General features: G+C 68.8%; 15 protein-coding genes. 2 read left to right on the forward strand and 13 right to left on the reverse strand.

Annotated features, from left to right (window positions below):
- Positions 1-6: 6 nt before the first annotated feature.
- The 7 genes from glpK to O9280_RS01640 all read right to left on the reverse strand — a co-directional run bounded on the left by glpK (position 7) and on the right by O9280_RS01640 (position 7,477).
- Positions 7-1,512, reverse strand: a complete 1,506-nt coding sequence (gene glpK / locus O9280_RS01610) for a glycerol kinase GlpK (protein ID WP_298337979.1) — start codon at positions 1,510-1,512, stop codon at positions 7-9.
- Positions 1,512-3,125: an FAD-dependent oxidoreductase gene (locus tag O9280_RS01615; RefSeq protein WP_298337981.1), complete on the reverse strand. Its 1,614-nt coding sequence runs from the start codon at positions 3,123-3,125 to the stop codon at positions 1,512-1,514. Before O9280_RS01615 ends, glpK begins: the two co-directional genes overlap by 1 nt.
- Before the next feature lie 85 nt (positions 3,126-3,210).
- Complete coding sequence (locus tag O9280_RS01620) at positions 3,211-4,077, reverse strand: hypothetical protein (RefSeq protein WP_298337983.1); 867 nt, start codon at positions 4,075-4,077, stop codon at positions 3,211-3,213.
- A 53-nt stretch (positions 4,078-4,130) separates the two neighbouring features.
- Positions 4,131-5,090 (reverse strand): heme o synthase, encoded by a 960-nt coding sequence (gene cyoE / locus O9280_RS01625; protein ID WP_298337985.1) that lies wholly within the window; start codon positions 5,088-5,090, stop codon positions 4,131-4,133.
- A 4-nt stretch (positions 5,091-5,094) separates the two neighbouring features.
- The gene (locus O9280_RS01630) at positions 5,095-6,225 is read right to left on the reverse strand and encodes a COX15/CtaA family protein (RefSeq protein WP_298337986.1); all 1,131 of its coding nucleotides are present in this window, start codon (positions 6,223-6,225) and stop codon (positions 5,095-5,097) included.
- On the reverse strand, positions 6,222-6,779 hold the full coding sequence (locus O9280_RS01635; RefSeq protein ID WP_298337988.1) for a hypothetical protein: 558 nt from the start codon (positions 6,777-6,779) through the stop codon (positions 6,222-6,224). Before O9280_RS01635 ends, O9280_RS01630 begins: the two co-directional genes overlap by 4 nt.
- Positions 6,776-7,477 carry an SURF1 family protein gene (locus O9280_RS01640; protein ID WP_298337990.1) on the reverse strand — a complete coding sequence of 234 codons (702 nt, stop codon included), beginning with the start codon at positions 7,475-7,477 and terminating at the stop codon, positions 6,776-6,778. Before O9280_RS01640 ends, O9280_RS01635 begins: the two co-directional genes overlap by 4 nt.
- A 57-nt stretch (positions 7,478-7,534) precedes the next feature.
- Between O9280_RS01640 and O9280_RS01645 the strand changes: the two genes are divergently transcribed.
- Positions 7,535-7,741, forward strand: coding sequence for a DUF2909 domain-containing protein (locus O9280_RS01645; RefSeq protein WP_297865111.1), 207 nt, complete (start codon positions 7,535-7,537; stop codon positions 7,739-7,741).
- Between the two features lie 72 nt (positions 7,742-7,813).
- Here the strand turns inward: O9280_RS01645 and O9280_RS01650 are convergent, their stop codons facing one another.
- From O9280_RS01650 to O9280_RS01675, 6 genes are read right to left on the reverse strand one after another with little or no spacing between them, the layout of a single operon-like run.
- Positions 7,814-8,689, reverse strand: a complete 876-nt coding sequence (locus O9280_RS01650; protein ID WP_298337992.1) for a cytochrome c oxidase subunit 3 — start codon at positions 8,687-8,689, stop codon at positions 7,814-7,816.
- A 33-nt stretch (positions 8,690-8,722) separates the two neighbouring features.
- A complete protein-coding gene (locus O9280_RS01655) occupies positions 8,723-9,310 on the reverse strand; it encodes a cytochrome c oxidase assembly protein (protein ID WP_297865109.1) in 588 nt (195 codons plus the stop codon).
- A complete protein-coding gene (locus O9280_RS01660) occupies positions 9,307-9,444 on the reverse strand; it encodes a hypothetical protein (RefSeq protein WP_297876471.1) in 138 nt (45 codons plus the stop codon). The genes O9280_RS01655 and O9280_RS01660 overlap by 4 nt, the downstream gene beginning before the upstream one ends.
- An 18-nt stretch (positions 9,445-9,462) precedes the next feature.
- Positions 9,463-11,091, reverse strand: coding sequence for a cytochrome c oxidase subunit I (gene ctaD, locus O9280_RS01665; RefSeq protein WP_298337995.1), 1,629 nt, complete (start codon positions 11,089-11,091; stop codon positions 9,463-9,465).
- A 17-nt stretch (positions 11,092-11,108) separates the two neighbouring features.
- Positions 11,109-11,975, reverse strand: a complete 867-nt coding sequence (gene coxB / locus O9280_RS01670; RefSeq protein WP_298337997.1) for a cytochrome c oxidase subunit II — start codon at positions 11,973-11,975, stop codon at positions 11,109-11,111.
- Between the two features lie 15 nt (positions 11,976-11,990).
- Positions 11,991-12,488: a DUF2244 domain-containing protein gene (locus O9280_RS01675; RefSeq protein WP_343228719.1), complete on the reverse strand. Its 498-nt coding sequence runs from the start codon at positions 12,486-12,488 to the stop codon at positions 11,991-11,993.
- Between the two features lie 197 nt (positions 12,489-12,685).
- Between O9280_RS01675 and putA the strand changes: the two genes are divergently transcribed.
- Positions 12,686-15,862, forward strand: coding sequence for a bifunctional proline dehydrogenase/L-glutamate gamma-semialdehyde dehydrogenase PutA (gene putA, locus O9280_RS01680; protein ID WP_298338001.1), 3,177 nt, complete (start codon positions 12,686-12,688; stop codon positions 15,860-15,862).
- Positions 15,863-15,867: the final 5 nt, after the last annotated feature.

Raw genomic sequence — 15,867 nt, forward strand, 5'->3', positions numbered from 1 at the left:
GCCGCTTCAGTCGCCGGGCTCGATCCACGCGCGCGCGCGCTGGACGGCCCGGCGCCACTCCCGAACAACACGCTCCCGCTGCGCCGGCTCAATCGTCGGGTCGAAGCGCCGGTCGCGCTGCCACAGCGCGGCGATCTCCGCGGTGTCGCGCCACACGCCCACCGCCAGCCCGGCAAGGAAGGCCGCGCCCATCGCCGTGGTCTCGTTGACCATCGGGCGCTCGACAGGAACGCCGAGCACGTCGGCCTGGAACTGCATCAGGAAGCCGTTGGCCGCGGCACCGCCGTCGACCTTCAGCATCGCGAGCGCCAAGCCGGCGTCCTCCTGCATCGCGACGAGCACGTCGTGCGCCTGCAGGCCGATCGATTCCAGCGTCGCTCGGACCAGATGGGCACGACCGCTGCCGCGCGTGAGCCCCAGCACCGTGCCGCGCGCGTACATGTCCCAGTGCGGTGCCCCGAGGCCGACGAAGGCCGGCACCACGACCACTCCGCCGCTGTCGGGTACGGACTGCGCCAGCGCTTCCGAGTCCTCGACGCGATCCAGCACGCGCATTTCGTCGCGCAGCCACTGCATCGCGGCACCGGCGACGAAGATGCTGCCTTCCAGCGCGTAGTCGACGCGGCCGTCCAGCCCCCAAGCGATGGTGGTGAGCAGGCCGTGCTTCGAAGGCACGCGCTTCGCGCCGGTGTTCATCAGCATGAAGCAGCCGGTGCCATAGGTGCTCTTCACCATGCCGGGTTCGAAGCACGATTGCCCGAACAGCGCGGCCTGCTGGTCGCCCGCGCAACCGGCGATCGGGATGGCCACACCGTCGAATAGGCCGGGGGCGATGTGGCCGAACACGCCGCTCGACGGGCGCACCTCGGGCAGCATCGCCGAGGGGATGTCGAGCGCGTCGAGCAGGGCCTCATCCCATCGCAGTGCGTCGATGTCGAACAGCATCGTTCGCGAGGCGTTCGAGACATCCGTGGCGTGCACCCGCCCGCCGGTGAGCTTCCACAGCAGCCAGGTGTCGACGGTGCCGAACAGCAGTTCGCCGCGGCGCGCGCGCTCCCGTGCGCCGGGGTGCTGGTCGAGGATCCACTGCAGCTTCGTCGCCGAGAAATAGGCGTCGATGACGAGGCCGGTGCGTTCGCGCACGTGCGCCTCGAAGCCGCGGGCCTTGAGCGCATCGCAGAGGCCGGCCGTGCGCCGGCATTGCCAGACGATGGCGTTGCCCAGGGGCTTGCCGGTGTCGCGCTCCCACACCAGCGTGGTCTCGCGCTGGTTGGTGAGGCCGATGGCGGCCACCTCGTCGGCGCGAACACCGGCCTTGTCCAGCAGGGCGCGGGCCACGCCGATCTGCGTCTCCCAGAGCGCCATCGGGTTGTGCTCGACCCAGCCCGGCTGCGGGTAGATCTGGTCGAACGCCTGCTGCGCCACGGCGACGACCTTCGCCGCGCGGTCGAACAGGATCGCGCGCGAGCTGGTGGTGCCCTGGTCGAGGGCCAGCACATAGCGTTTGTCCATCACGGATGCTCCTCGAAGTACTCGTCGAACTTGGCCTGCGCGTCCGGCCCGAACAGGATCTCGCAGGCCTCCATCAGGCCTTTCGCGGCGCGGATGTCCTCGCGGCGCACGACGAGGGCGATCTTCGAGCGCCGGCGCAAGAAATCCTCGAGCTTGGTGATCATCTCCTGCTGCTTGGCGAGCCGGATCTCGCAGCGCAGGTAGTCGGTGCCTTCGATCAGCACCTCGGCCTGCCGCGGGTCCTCGCGGATCTCCGCCAGCAGCTCGAAGGCCTGCTGGTCGTAGCGACGCCACAGGCGGCTGCTCAGGCGCTCGATCGACTGCGGCGAGGTGTAGCTGTCGAGGTCCATCAGCCGGGCCTGGTGAAGGTATTCCTCGCGCACGCTCGGGTGCGGTTCGCCGTACCAGCGGTAATCGGCATGCGGCAGCGCGATCCCCATCGCCGCGACGTGTTCCGCGATTTCATCACCGACGTTGATGCAATCGGTGAGCTTTCCGCCGAACACGCTGAGGTGTGCGTTGGCCGGGTTCACGTCGATCTGGTGCCGGCGCGACATCTGCAGCCAGTCGTCGCCATCGGCGGCCGTGCCGTCCGTCTTCACCACCAGCGGCCGCACGCCGCAGCGTTCGGCGATGATGTCGGCGCGGGTCAAGGGCTTCGCGAGGTTCAGCCGCTTGTTGATGTTGTCGAGGACGAACTGCCGATCCTCGTCGGTCACGCCGGTGTGCGGTGATGCCACCCGCGTGTCGGTGGTGCCGACGCAGGTGCGCAGGCCCATCGGGATGGCGAAGAACAAGCGGCCGTCGTCGGCGAAGAAGGTCAGGATGCGCCGGCTGGAGGTGATGCGCGGCACGACGAGGTGGATGCCCTTGGAGAAGACATGGCGATGCGCCGTGCGTTCTCCGGTCAGCCCGTTGTGGGCGTCGACGAAGGGCCCGGCGGCGTTGACCAGTACCGTCGAGCGGATCTCGAACGCCGCGCCGGACATCCCGTCGCGCGCCCGCGTCACCCATTCGCCGTCGACCCGGCTCGCGCCCAGCGATTCGACGTAGTTCGCCGCGATGCAGCCGCGGTCCATCGCCGAGCGCACGAACTGGAAGACGAAGCGGGCGTCGTTGTCGTGCAGGTAGGCGTCGGAATACTCGAGCCCGCCGGCGTAGCGCGCCGTGCCCACCACCGGCTCCTCGCGCTCGATCGTGGCTTTCGACAGCCATCGCGGCGGCGCGGTGCGGGCATCGCCGAAGAGCCAGTAGAGCCACGCGCCAGCCCAGACGAGGCGCGGCGGGAAGCGGAAGCCGCGATCCAGCGTCGAGAAGAAGCGGATAGGGAGCACCCGCGAGGGGTAGGCGTCCAGCAGCCGGTTGCGGCTCCGACAGAGGTCGCGCACCAGGCCGAATTCGCGGCTCTCGAGGTACTTGATGCCACCCCAGGCGAGGTTGCTCGAATGCTGGCTGGTGAAGCCGGCGAAGTCGCGCTGGTCAATCAGCGCCACCGAGGCGCCCTTGCCCGAGAGCGCCGCGGCGGCGACGGCACCGTTGATGCCGCCGCCGATCACCAGCACGTCGAAGCGCCGCGCGGCGAGCTTTCCGAGATTGCTGCGACGCAGCTGCATGCGCGCTCCGGCGGATCGACGGACCGGGCCGGCCCGCTGCCAGTCTAGCGCCGGAGGCCGAAGGCGCCGACGGGCCCGCCGTTCGTCAAGGCTCGACCGCCACGGGGGCCGCGACGCTGAAGCGCGGCAGCATCAGCTGCGCATCGTGACGGCCGGCGTCCTCGGGCGTTTGTCGGTAGCTCGGCGCGCGTGCCTCGTCGCCGCCCCACATGCCGCGCGCACCCACCGGCTGCGGCCCACACGCGCCGCCCATGCAGGCCCAGAAGTCGCCGTCCCGGGCCGTGACATTGACGCGGAACACGGTCAAGTCGGCCAAGTGCGCCATCGTCGGCACCGGCGGAGACTCGCCAGACAACAGGCCGCCCATACGATCGGGCGTGACACGCCGCAGGTGATAGTTGCCTGCAAGCACGACGAACGCGCGCTGCGGATCGCGCGCGATCGCCTCGCGAAGCACCGCCGCCATGCGCTGGTTGCGCCGCGGCGCCCCGCCGGCCGCGTTGCCGGCGTCGAAGGCCAGCACGCGCACGTCGTGCCCAGCAGCGCGAAACCGCTGCATCGACTCGAGCAGCGCCAGCATCGCCACGCTGCGTCGACCGTCGCTGCGCTCGGCGGGCACCTGCCAGAAATCACCGCGCAGCAGCGCTGTGCGCGCGGCGTCATCGCCATTCGAAGCCAGGAACGCGTCGAGCCGCGGCTGCTCCGCGGCGTGCACTTCCAGCGCCAGCGTCACCGGCAGGCCGGCATCCAGCCGCTGCCGCACCACCGCGGCGGCCAGCGCCGGGGCTTCATTCGTTCCGTGCAGTTCGCCCAGAACCAGCACGCGGGCCTCGTGCGCGTCGGGAAGCAGGTCCGCGGCGTTGGCCGGGGGCGCTGTCGCACGCGCCGCGGCGGCGAGTGCGGCGAACACCAGCAGGCCGGCAATCCAGAGGTGGAAGCGCGTGCTGCGCATGGCGACGATCCATCGGGGGCGTCACCCGGAACTGGGGCTCAGCCGCCGCCGCTTCAACCCACCCGCTCGAAGCTCAGGCCCGGCGTCGCGTCGACGGCAGGCGCCTCGTCGACGAGGTAATGGTCGACCAGCAGGAAGGCGAACAGGACCATCAGGTAGATGATCGAGTAGTTGAACACCCGCATCGGGTACATCGGGTCGGGCGGGTTGAACAGACGCACGGCGTAGTAAAGGAACACGCCGCCGAGCACCAGTGCACCGCCGAGGTAGAACAGCCCGCTCATACCGCTGGCGAAAGGCAGCACCGTCACCGCGATCAGCAGCAGCGTGTAGAACAGGATCTGCCAGCGCGTGTACACCACGCCGTGCGTCACCGGCAGCATCGGGATCATCGCCTTCGCGTAGTCGTCCTTGCGGAAGATCGCCAGCGCCCAGAAATGCGGCGGCGTCCACACGAAGATGATCAGCACCAGCAGAAGGGCGTGGTGGTAGTCGTTCGGGGCGTCGAACAGTGCCGCGAAGCCCGCGCCTTCCGGCCAGCCCTTCACCGCGGCCCAGCCGAGCAGCGGCGGTGCGGCGCCGGCGAGCCCGCCGATGACGATGTTCTGCGGCGTCGCGCGCTTGAGGTAGCCGGTGTAGATGATCGCGTAGCCGATCAGCGAGGCGAAGGTCAGTGCCGCGGTGAGCGGGTTCACCCACAGCGCGAGGATCAGCATCGACAACGCGCCCAGCGCGATGGCGAAGCCCAGCACCTGCGCGGCCGTCAGCGAGCCGGTCGGCAGCGGACGATGCTGGGTGCGCGCCATCACCGCGTCGATGCGCTGGTCGAGCAGGTGGTTGATCGCTGCGGCCGAAGCCGCGGCGAGCCAGATGCCGAGGCTGCCGAGCACCAGCGCGCGCCAGCCGGGGAACTCCGGCGTGGCGAGGAACATGCCGATCACCGCGGTGAAGACAATCAGCGCGACGACGCGCGGCTTGGTTAGCTCCCAGTACTGGCTGGCGAGGTTGGCCATCGGCTCAGGCCTCGGGCGAGCGCAGGCGCGCCAGCAAGGTAACCACGGTGAACAGCATCAGCACGGCCACCAGCAGGTGCGCGGTGGCGACGTACAGCGGCAGGCCCATCACCACGTTGGCGATGCCCAGCGCGACCTGCGCGCACAGCAGCACCAGCAAGCTGATGCCCGAGGTGCGGAAGCCGGGCGCGAACGCCAGGCGGAAGCCGAGGAACAGGAAGTACGCCGTCACCACCGCGGCCCCGATGCGGTGCGCGATCTGGATGGCCGCACGCGCCGAGGCGTCGAGCACGCCGCCTTCGTAATCCACGCCGATGCCGCGCCAGAGCACGAAGCCCTCGGCAAAGTCGGTCGAGGGCCACCACGCGCCCTTGCACTTCGGGAAATCCAGGCCGCAAGCAAGCGCCGCGTAATTCGACGCCACCCAGCCACCCAGGGCGATCTGCACGGCCAACAGCGCGAGGCCGATCCACATCAGACCGCGAAGGCGCGGCGCGTCGACGTGCACGCGCATCGCATTCGGCGTTGTCCACCACGCCAACACGGTCAGCAAGGAGAACGTGGCGAGGCCGCCCATCAGGTGGCTCATCACGATGACCGGCTTCACCAGCCACACCACCGTCCACATGCCGAGCAGGGCCTGGAAGGTGACGAGCATCAGCAGGCCCACCGACAGGCGGGCGACGCCATCGGCCCAGCGCACGATGCCGGAGAGCCACACCACCTGGCCCGCCGCGGCGAGGCCTAGGGCGAGGACGTGGTCGACTTTCATGTAGGCGAAGATGGCCGCGACCACCAACGCCGCGCCGATCGCGACAGTGGCGACGCCCTGCGGCTTGCGGCGCACGGCCAGCAGCGCGAGCACCAGCACGAGCGTGCCCAGCGTCGCCGCCATGTGGCGATGCACCTGTTCCCAGACCGCCTTGCTGACTTCGACCGCGCGCTCGAAGTTGGCGTTGGCGTGCGCGATGTCGGCCTCGGTCGTGGGCCAGGTCGCCTTGCCGTAGCAGGTCGGCCAGTCGGGGCAGCTCAAGCCCGCGTTATTCAGGCGCGTGAAGCCGCCGAGGAAGATCACGCCGAAGGCGAGGATCACCGCCACCCAGGCGATGCGGTGGAAGTGACGCACGGGGATCATTCCGTCACCTTCAGCAGGCGCGCGAGGTCCTTGCGCAGGCCGGTCGGGTCGAAGCCGGGCGCATACCGCATCACGAGGAAGCCGTTGGGGTCGATCAGGTACACCGCGAGGCTGCCGTCCACATGCGAGGCGGGCAGTTTGGCACGGAGCGTCGGCGAGGCCGCCATCGGCAGGAAGGCCCGATATTCCGGCGCCTGTGCCGGCACGTCGCCGAACCAGAGAACCTGCACACGGTCGGCGTGGCGGCCTTCCGAGATCCACACGCGATACAGCGAATCACTAAGGCGCAGGCAGGGCTCACCGCAGTCCGCGGCGGGCAGCACCACGACGCGCCACAGGCGCTTGTCGCCCTCCCACTCCGGATACGTGCTGCCATCCGCGCGGGTCAGGCCCAGTGTTCCGAGCTCGATGGGCGTGGCCAGCAGCTCGCCGGCGTTGCGCGTCGCGGTCGGGCGCCAGCCCGAATAGATCAGGTACAGCGCGATGCCGAACGAGGTGAAGAACAGCGCGACGACCAGCAGCAGGGTCGTGCGGGAACGCAGGAGAGTGGTCATGGACGGCGTCGGAACTGGAGAAAGAGGGAAAGCAGCAACAGGCCGGCGGCGAAACCGAACCACTGCAGCGCGTAGCCACGGTGCTTGTCAGGCGACAGGGTATTCGCCAGCAGGTCGAGGTCGCGTTCGTGGCCGAGCGGGGTGGCGGGATCCAGACGCAGCACGGCGCCATCGAGCGCCTCGCCGGCCTCGCGCAGCACCTCGGGTTCAAGGCGGAGCGCCAGCCGGCCACCGTCCGGGAGCGCCGAGGCCGCGGGACCGAGGGCCAGGCCCGCCGAGGGCGGCGGCACCAGCAGGCCCTCGAGGCGCATCGGGTTGGGCGGCATCGGCGCCTCGTCCGGCACCCGGCGGTCGGCCGGCAGCGGGCGCCAACCGAGGTCCACCCAGAGGCGGCGGCCATCGTCGAGCCGGAACGCGCGATACACCTGCACGCCCACGTGCGGGCCGCGGCGCTGGTTGTCGAGCCGAAGCGCGGGGATCGCCTCGAAGGCCCCCTCGACCGCCACCCACGCGGGCATGGCGTCCAAGGCCTCGGCCAGCGGCGCGGGCCGGCGCTCGGCGAGCACGCGCGCGCTGTCGGCCAGCAGGGTTTCCTTCTCGATCGCGCGGCCGGACTGCCAGAGCCCGGCGCGCACGAACGCGAGGCAAAGCCCCAGCGCGACGACCCACAGCAACGCGCGGCGCAGCGCGGGTTTCACCCGACACTCCCATCGGCCGCGGATAATCCGCGCACGTCCCGTCTTTCAGGTCCGCCCGTGGAAAAGCTTCTGGTCATCGCGTTTCTCGCCGTCATCGTCTGGAACCTCTTCGCCGCGCTGTTCCACATGGTGTCGAAGCCGCAGGCCGACGGCCGCATGGTGCGCTCGCTGAGCTGGCGCATCGGCCTGTCGATCGCGCTTCTGGCCATCATGACTGCGGGGCACTTCTTGGGGTTCTGGCGTTTCCACGGCATCGGCCAGTAAGCGCCATCAAGTCCCCTGAATGCGACAAGGCCGGCGCGAGCCGGCCTTGTGCATTTCCGCCGGAGGGCGGGATCAGAGCACGTAGACGAACAGGAACAGGCCGAGCCAGACCACGTCGACGAAGTGCCAGTACCAGGCCACCGCTTCGAAGCCGAAGTGCTTCTCCGGCGTGAAGTGGCCCTTCAGCACGCGGAACCACACCACCAGCAGCATCACCGTACCGAGGAACACATGCAGGCCGTGGAAGCCCGTCAGCATGTAGAACGTGGCCCCGTAGATGCCCGAGCTGATGCGAAGGTTCAGGTCGCCCCAAGCGTGGATGTACTCGTAGGCCTGCACGCCGAAGAAGCAGAAGCCGAGGAGGATGGTCGCACCGAGCCAGGTGAGGACCTTGCTGCGCTGACCGACCACCATGGCGTGGTGGGCGATGGTCAGCGTCAGGCCCGAGGTGAGCAGGATGACGGTGTTGATCAGCGGCAGGCCGAAGGCCGGCAGCGTCTCGAAGGCGCCACCGATGGCCTCCGGGCCGTTGGCCGGCCACCCGGCCACGTAGCCGTTCCAGAGGAATTCGTTGGCGAGGCTGCCGTGGCCATCACCGGAGATCCACGGCAACGCGAAGGTCCGGACATAGAACAACGCGCCGAAGAACGCCGCGAAGAACATCACCTCGGAGAAGATGAACCAGATCATCCCCTGCCGGAACGAAATGTCGACCTGGCCGTTGTAGTTGCCACCCTCCGACTCGCGGATCACGTCGCCGAACCAGCCGAACAGCGTGTAGATCATCATCGCGATGCCGGCCATGAAGATCCAGAACGACGTGTCGCTGCCGTTGAACCAGTTGATCAGGCCGATCATCAGCACGAACAGCGAGATCGAGCCGACGAACGGCCACTTGCTGTGGTGCGGGACGAAATAGACGTCGGCGTCGTGGTGGGCGGTGGCCATGGAAACCCCTAGCGATGCAGCGGTGGAATGGTGTCAGCGTGGCGCGAAGACCGGGGCCGATGCAACCGCGGGCACCGGGCCGGCGGCGGCGCGGGCGGTGGCCGCGTCGTTCTTGAAGAAGGTGTAGGACAGGGTGATCGTCTTGACCTCGGGCGGCAGCGCCGGGTCGACGATGAAGCGGACCGGCATGGTCTTGCTCTCGCCGGCATACAGAAGCTGCTCGGTGAAGCAGAAGCACTCGGTCTTGACGAAGTAGCCCGCCGCGACGACCGGCGCCACGGACGGGGCCGCATTGCCGACCACCGGCATCGCGTCGCGGTTGCCCGCGACGTAGTTCATCTCGTAGGCCTGGCCGGGGACGACGTCCATCGTCAGCACTTCCGGCTGGAAGGTCCACGGCAGCTTGGAGTTCACGGTGCCGTCGAACTCGATGCGCACGGTGCGGTTCGGATCGACCTGCATGCCGACGACGCGGTGTTCGCCGGCCGGGGTGTCCTCGAGCTTGATGCCGAAGACCTTCTCGCAGGCGATCTCGTACAGCGGCACCAGCGCGAACGCGGCGACGAAGCAGCCCGCGGAGACGAGGGCGATGGTGCGGGCGGTGGCGGCGTTCGAACTCATGCGTTGGCCTCGGCCACGACCATGAACATCGCGTAGACGTAGAGCGCCGCCGCAACCCCGCCGAGCAGCCATGCCGTCCGCCGCACCGAGGTTCGGCGGGCCGGGGTGTCGTTGGGGTCGCGAGGGGCGTCCACGTCAGTCGCTCGTCAGGCTCAGTGCGCGACGTCGCCGTGCGACAGGTCTTCGTCGCGGATGACCGGCGGCTTGGTGAAGGTGTGGTGCGGGGCCGGCGACGGCACCGTCCACTCCAGGCCACGGGCGCCTTCCCACGAGCGCGCCTCGGCCTTGACGCCACCACGCGCGCACTTCCAGACGATGTAGACGAACAGCAGCTGCATGAAGCCGAAGCCGAAGCCGCCGACCGACGACCACATGTTGAAGTCGGCGAAGGCCACGTTGTAGTCCGGGATGCGGCGCGGCATGCCGGCCAGGCCCAGGAAGTGCTGCGGGAAGAACAGCAGGTTCACGAAGATCGTGCTGCCCCAGAAGTGCACCTTGCCGAGCGTCTCGTTGTACATGTAGCCGGTCCACTTCGGCAGCCAGTAGTACACGCCGGCCATGATGCCGAACACGGCGCCGGTCACCAGCACGTAGTGGAAGTGGGCCACCACGAAGTAGGTGTCGTGGTACTGGTAGTCGGCCGGCACCATCGCGAGCATCAGGCCCGAGAAGCCGCCGATCGTGAACATCACGACGAAACCCAGCGCGAACAGCATCGGGGTTTCGAAGGTCATCGAGCCGCGCCACATGGTGGTGACCCAGTTGAACACCTTCACGCCCGTCGGGATGGCGATCAGCATCGTGGCGTACATGAAGTACAGCTCGGCGCCGAGCGGCATGCCGACCGTGAACATGTGGTGCGCCCAGACGATGAACGACAGGAAGGCGATCGAGGCCGTGGCGTACACCATCGCCTGGTAGCCGAACAGCGGCTTGCGGGCGAAGGTCGGAATGATCTCCGACACGATGCCGAAGGCCGGCAGGATCATGATGTAGACCTCGGGGTGCCCGAAGAACCAGAACACGTGCTGGTACAGGACCGGGTCACCGCCGCCGGCGGCATTGAAGAACGAGGTGCCGAAGAACTTGTCGGTGAGCAGCATCGTCACCGCACCGGCCAGCACCGGCATCACCGCGATCAGCAGGAACGCCGTGATCAGCCAGGTCCAGACGAAGATCGGCATCTTCAGCAGGTCCATGCCCGGGGCGCGCATGTTGAGGATCGTGGCGATGATGTTGATCGCGCCCATGATCGAGCTGATGCCCATCAGGTGGATCGCGAAGATCGTGAACGCCACGTTCGAACCGCCCTGCAGCGACAGCGGCGGATACAGCGTCCAACCACCGGCCGGGCTGCCCGAACCGATGCCGAAGGCCTGCAGCGCGAGCGGCATCAGCAGCAGCGCGAAGGCGAAGGGCATGATCCAGAAGGACCAGTTGTTCATGCGCGGCAGCGCCATGTCGGGCGCGCCGACCATGAGCGGGATCATCCAGTTGGCGAGGCCGACGAAGGCCGGCATCACCGCGCCGAAGATCATGACCAGCGCGTGCATCGTGGTCATCTGGTTGAAGAACGACGGGTCGACCAGCTGGAGGCCCGGCTGGAACAGCTCGGCGCGGATGACGAGCGCCATCGAGCCGCCGACCAGGAACATGACCAGCGAGAAGACCAGGTACAGCGTGCCGATGTCCTTGTGGTTCGTGGACATGAACCAGCGCTGGAAGAAGCTCTGCTGGTGGCCGTGGTCGTCGTGGTGCGTATCAGCGTGCGTATTTGCCATGGCGGAATCTCTCTGGCTCAACCCTGCGGGCCGGCGGCAGCCGGAACGGCGGAAGCGGTGCGGGCGGTCTCGTCGTTCGCCGACTTCATCGCGGCGAGACGGGCCTGGAACTCGGCCTTCGGCACGGCTTCGACCACGATCGGCATGAAGCCGTGGTCCTTGCCGCACAGCTCGGCGCACTGGCCGCGGTAGATGCCCGGCTCGCGAATCTCGGTCCACTGCTCATTGACGATGCCGGGGATGGCATCGCTCTTCCAGCCGAGGGCCGGGACCCACCAAGCATGGATGACGTCGTCAGCCGTCAGGATGAAGCGGATCTTGGTATCGGTCGGCAGCACGAGGCGGTTGTCGACGTCGAGCAGGTAGTTCGGGTTGTTCGCATCCACCACCACGCCGCTCTGGCGGAGGCGGTCCGACTCACGGTCGAGGCGGCTGGTGAAGGTCACGCCCTCGCCCACGTACTCGTAGGTCCAGAGCCACTGCTGGCCGACGATCTTCACCGTCATCTCGTGGTCCTTCGTGTCGTAGGCCTCGATGACCTTGATGGTCGCCGGGTAGGCCATGACGACGAGGATCAGGGTCGGGATGGCCGTCCAGACGATCTCGAGCTTCGTGCTGTGCACGAAGGTCTTGTCCGGCACCGCCCCCTTCGACTTGCGGAACTTGACGATCGAGTAGGCCATCGCGCCGAACACGACGATGCCGATGACCACGCAGATCCACAGCATGATCATGTGCATGTCGTAGGCGCGCTCGGCGGTGGCCGTGACGCCCGGCGTCATGTTCAGTTGCCACGGTTCCGCCTTCTCGGCGGCACAGGCGAACGTGGCGCTAAGGCTGGCCAGGAGGCCGGCGATCGCGTGCTGGGGTCGGAACTTCTTCATGCCGATGACCTCACCTCAATGTTCGTTGGCCGGCGCACGGCCCGAGGCCGCCGCCAACATCCACCGCAGCCGCTCTGCGAGCTCGCTGCGCTCGCCGGGCGGCAGGAAACTGCCGATCTCCACCTCGCGCCCCTGCGAACCCAGCCGCAGGTGGTCCGGCGCGTCACGCACACCCTCCGTGCGCAGTCGCACCCAGTAGGGATGCGCCTGGAACACGGCGGCGTCATCGGGCGAACGGCGCACTTCCAGCCGCTGTTCGCCCACGACGATCCGCTCGTAGCGGTCGCCCGATTGCCACACCCCGCGCAGCGCCACGGCCACGATCACCAGATCGAGCAGCGCGAACCACGGTGCGTAGGCGTTGCCCAGAGCGAACCCGTAGCCCGACACCGCCGCGACCGGCACCGAAATGAGTCCGAAGAGAACGAAAAACTGCCGCGACGTCAGGATGCGGCGAGGGCGCAGCAGCAGCTGCGCCTCGGAGCCGGGAACCGACGGCGGCAGTTCATCGATCACGTGGGACGCGAACCGGACCTGCGACAAGGTGACGCAGTTTACGGCCCGGCCGTCGGGGGGGGCAAGCAAAGCCCTGTGAGTGAAGGCCCCGGGAGGCGCTACCGCGGGAATTTCCCGAGTCAAACAGCAGGGGGTTACGGGGGTTCGGGGCCGCGGGCACACTTCCGCCTTTCCTCGCCGCTGCCGGTCACCGCGTGAAGCCCATCCTCAGCCCAGAACTGCCCGCCGCGCCCGGTCCGGCGCGTGAACGCACCACCGCGGCCTATGCCCGCGACGAGTCGGACCACCTGGCCGAGCTGCTGGCCGCCGCCCGCCTTCCGACCGACGTCCAGGCCCGGGTGCAGGCCACGGCCGAGGCGCTGGTGGAGCGCACCCGGGTCCGCGCCGCCGATCCGGAGCTGGTGCAGGCCTTCATGCGCCAGTACGACCTCAGCTCCGAGGAGGGCGTGCTGCTGATGTGCGTGGCCGAGGCCCTGCTGCGCATCCCCGACCAGCTGACCGCCGACAAGCTCATCCGCGACAAGCTGGGCGACGCCGCATGGGAGAAGCACCTGGGTGGCTCCTCGTCCGTCCTGGTCAACGCCTCCACCTGGGGCCTGATGCTGACCGGCCGCGTGGTGAGCCTCGCCGAGGACACCCGCCGCGACTTCGGCGGCGCCTTCCGCCGCCTGGTCGCCCGGACGGGCGAGCCGGTGATCCGGCTCGCGGTGCGCCAGGCCATGAAGATCATGGGCCACCAATTCGTGATGGGGCGCACGATCACCGAGGCCCTCGAGCGCAGCCTGAAGGGCGAGAACGCCCGCTACCGCTACAGCTTCGACATGCTGGGCGAAGGCGCCCTCACCACCAAGGACGCCGCCCGCTACTTCCAGGCCTACAAGGACGCCATTGGCGCCATCGGCGCCTCGCTGAAATCCGTCGGTGGCGCGGAAAGCGTCTTCGCGGCGCCCTCGATTTCCGTGAAGCTCTCGGCTCTGCATCCGCGCTATGAAGTGGGCAAGCGCGCCCGCGTGATGGCGGAGCTGACGCCGATGGTGCTGGAGCTGGCCCAGCACGCGAAGGCGCAGTCGATCGGCTTCACCATCGATGCCGAGGAAAGCGAGCGCCTCGAACTCTCGCTCGACGTGATCGGTACCGCCTTTGCGGACAAGAGCCTCGACGGCTGGGAGGGATACGGCCTCGCCGTGCAGGCCTACCAGAAGCGCGCCCCCTTCGTGATCGACGAGCTGGCCACGCTGGCGCGGCAGGTCGGTCGCCGGATGCCGATGCGCCTCGTGAAGGGCGCCTACTGGGATTCGGAGATCAAGAAGGCGCAGGTGGAAGGCTTCGGCGGCTACCCGGTGTTCACCCGCAAGGTGAACACGGATGTCAGCTACCTCGCCTGCGCGCGCCGCATGTTCGCGGCCACCGATGCGCTGTACCCGATGTTCGCCACGCACAACGCGCAGACCATCGCCGCGATCCACGCGATGGCGAACGAGGGCGGCACGCGCCGTGACTACGAGTACCAGCGCCTGCACGGCATGGGCGAAGACCTCTACGCCGAGGTGATCGGCGCCGACCAACTCGGCGTGCCCTGCCGCGTCTACGCCCCGGTGGGCTCGCACGAGGACCTGCTGCCCTACCTCGTGCGCCGCCTGCTCGAGAACGGCGCGAACTCCAGCTTCGTCAACCGCATCACCGACAGCCGCGTGCGCGCCGCCGACCTCGTCGCCGACCCGGTGGCGACGGTGGAGCGCAACACCATCAAGCCGCACCCGCACATCCCGCAGCCGCGCGACCTCTTCCGCTCGCAGAACGAACCCCGGACCAATTCGATGGGCATCAACCTCGCCAACGACGCGCAGCTGCGCGACCTCGCCGCCAAGATCAACGCCGCCGTGAAGCCCTGGTCGGCCCAGCCGCTGGTGGCGGGCGCATCGGCCTTCGGCGCGACCGTGAAGGTGACCAATCCCGCCGACCGCCGCGAGGCCGTGGGCGAGTACCTCGCCGCCTCGGAGGCCAACGTGCAGCAGGCGTTGGCGAACGGCGTGAAGGCGCAGCCCGGCTGGGACGCCCTGCCCGCCGCCAGCCGCGCGGTGATCCTCGAGAAGGCCGCCGACCTGCTGGAAGCGCGCACGCCGGAGTACATGGCGATGTGCGTCAAGGAAGCCGGCAAGAGCCTCTCGGCCTCGGTGGCCGAGGTGCGCGAGGCCGTCGACTTCCTGCGCTACTACGCGCTGCAGGCGCGCGAACTCTTCGCGCCGGTGAAGCTGCCCGGCCCGACCGGCGAGTCGAACCAGCTCACCCTGCACGGCCGCGGCGTGTTCGTGTGCATCAGCCCGTGGAACTTCCCGCTCGCCATCTACCTCGGCCAGGTGGCCGCCGCGCTCGCGGCGGGCAACAGCGTGATCGCCAAGCCCGCCGAGCAGACGACGCTCGTCGCGTTCGCCGCAACCAAGCTGCTGCACGAAGCCGGCATCCCCGAGGACGTGCTGCAGTTCCTGCCGGGCGACGGCGCCACCGTCGGCGCCGGCCTGACCCGCGACCCGCGCGTGGCCGGCGTGGCCTTCACCGGCTCGAACGAGACGGCCTGGGCCATCAACCGCACGCTGGCCGCGCGCAACGCCCCGATCGCTTCGCTGATCGCCGAGACCGGCGGCCAGAACGCGCTGATCGCCGACTCCTCCTCGCTGCCCGAGCAGGTGGTGAAGGACGCCGTGGCCTCGGCCTTCGATTCCGCCGGCCAGCGCTGCTCGGCGGCGCGCGTGCTGTTCGTGCAGGACGACATCGCGGACAAGGTGATGCACATGCTCGCCGGCGCGATGGATGAACTCGTGATCGGCGACCCGGGCCTGCTCAGCACCGACGTCGGCCCGGTGATCGACGAGGACGCCAAGCGCGGCCTCGAAACGCATGCCGCGCGCATGGACAAGGAAGCCCGCCTCATCAAGATGGCGCCGCTGCCCGAGGCTGTCGCGCACGGCTGCTTCGTCGCCCCGCGCGCCTACGAACTGAAGTCGCTCTCGCAACTCGACCGCGAGGTGTTCGGCCCGATCCTGCACGTGGTGCGCTGGAAGGCCGACAACCTCGATGGCGTCATCAACGACATCAACGGCACCGGCTTCGGCCTGACGCTGGGCATCCACTCGCGCATCGACGCGACGATCGACCACATCGCGAAGCACGTGCGCGTGGGCAACTGCTACGTCAACCGCAACCAGATCGGCGCGGTGGTCGGCGTGCAGCCCTTCGGCGGCGAGGGCCTCTCGGGCACCGGCCCGAAGGCTGGCGGCCCGCACTACCTCGCCAAGTTCGCCACCGAGCGCACGCTCACGGTGAACACCACGGCGGCCGGCGGCAACGCCTCGCTGCTGACGCTGGCCGAGTAAGCGCG

The organism is Silanimonas sp., assembly GCF_027531545.1.
In the GTDB taxonomy this organism is placed as follows: domain Bacteria; phylum Pseudomonadota; class Gammaproteobacteria; order Xanthomonadales; family Xanthomonadaceae; genus Silanimonas.

Excerpts from the sequence above, each read along its gene's own strand:
- glpK (WP_298337979.1), bottom strand. The coding sequence starts at position 1,512 with ATGGACAAACGCTATGTGCTGGCCCTCGACCAGGGCACCACCAGCTCG.
- O9280_RS01650 (WP_298337992.1), bottom strand. The coding sequence starts at position 8,689 with ATGGCCACCGCCCACCACGACGCCGACGTCTATTTCGTCCCGCACCAC.
- coxB (WP_298337997.1), bottom strand. The coding sequence starts at position 11,975 with ATGAAGAAGTTCCGACCCCAGCACGCGATCGCCGGCCTCCTGGCCAGC.
- O9280_RS01620 (WP_298337983.1), bottom strand. The coding sequence starts at position 4,077 with ATGCGCAGCACGCGCTTCCACCTCTGGATTGCCGGCCTGCTGGTGTTC.
- O9280_RS01615 (WP_298337981.1), bottom strand. The coding sequence starts at position 3,125 with ATGCAGCTGCGTCGCAGCAATCTCGGAAAGCTCGCCGCGCGGCGCTTC.
- O9280_RS01635 (WP_298337988.1), bottom strand. The coding sequence starts at position 6,779 with ATGACCACTCTCCTGCGTTCCCGCACGACCCTGCTGCTGGTCGTCGCG.
- ctaD (WP_298337995.1), bottom strand. The coding sequence starts at position 11,091 with ATGGCAAATACGCACGCTGATACGCACCACGACGACCACGGCCACCAG.
- O9280_RS01630 (WP_298337986.1), bottom strand. The coding sequence starts at position 6,225 with ATGATCCCCGTGCGTCACTTCCACCGCATCGCCTGGGTGGCGGTGATC.
- O9280_RS01655 (WP_297865109.1), bottom strand. The coding sequence starts at position 9,310 with ATGAGTTCGAACGCCGCCACCGCCCGCACCATCGCCCTCGTCTCCGCG.
- cyoE (WP_298337985.1), bottom strand. The coding sequence starts at position 5,090 with ATGGCCAACCTCGCCAGCCAGTACTGGGAGCTAACCAAGCCGCGCGTC.